Source organism: Streptomyces sp. O3 (assembly GCF_054788135.1).
The window spans coordinates 1-252 of record NZ_JBTVYK010000219.1 but is presented as its reverse complement, the minus strand read 5'-3'; the positions used below and the strand labels follow the sequence as shown (position 1 = coordinate 252).

Sequence of the window (252 nt, the reverse complement as noted above, 5' to 3'; positions counted from 1 at the left end):
ATTCTGTTCAAGCTCATATTCCTGCCAATCAAATTGATAAAAGACAAACTTATTTTGATTTAAAAATGCAGCCGAAACAAAAACAAACAGTAGAAATCGATGTATTGAATAGTTCAAATGAAGAAATTCAAGTGGAAGCAGCAATCAACTACGCATCCACCAATCGAACTGGTATTATTGATTACACAAAAAATGACCTTACGAAAAAAGATAAAAGTTTAAAATATCCACTTCCAGAATTAGCTGAAATAC

The 252-nt window shown here is 31.0% G+C and carries 1 protein-coding gene; it reads left to right on the top strand.

The features are described 5' to 3' along the window. Positions 1-252 (top strand): DUF916 domain-containing protein (locus tag ACX6XY_RS30430; RefSeq protein WP_460337951.1); only part of this gene is annotated, 252 nt, incomplete at both ends.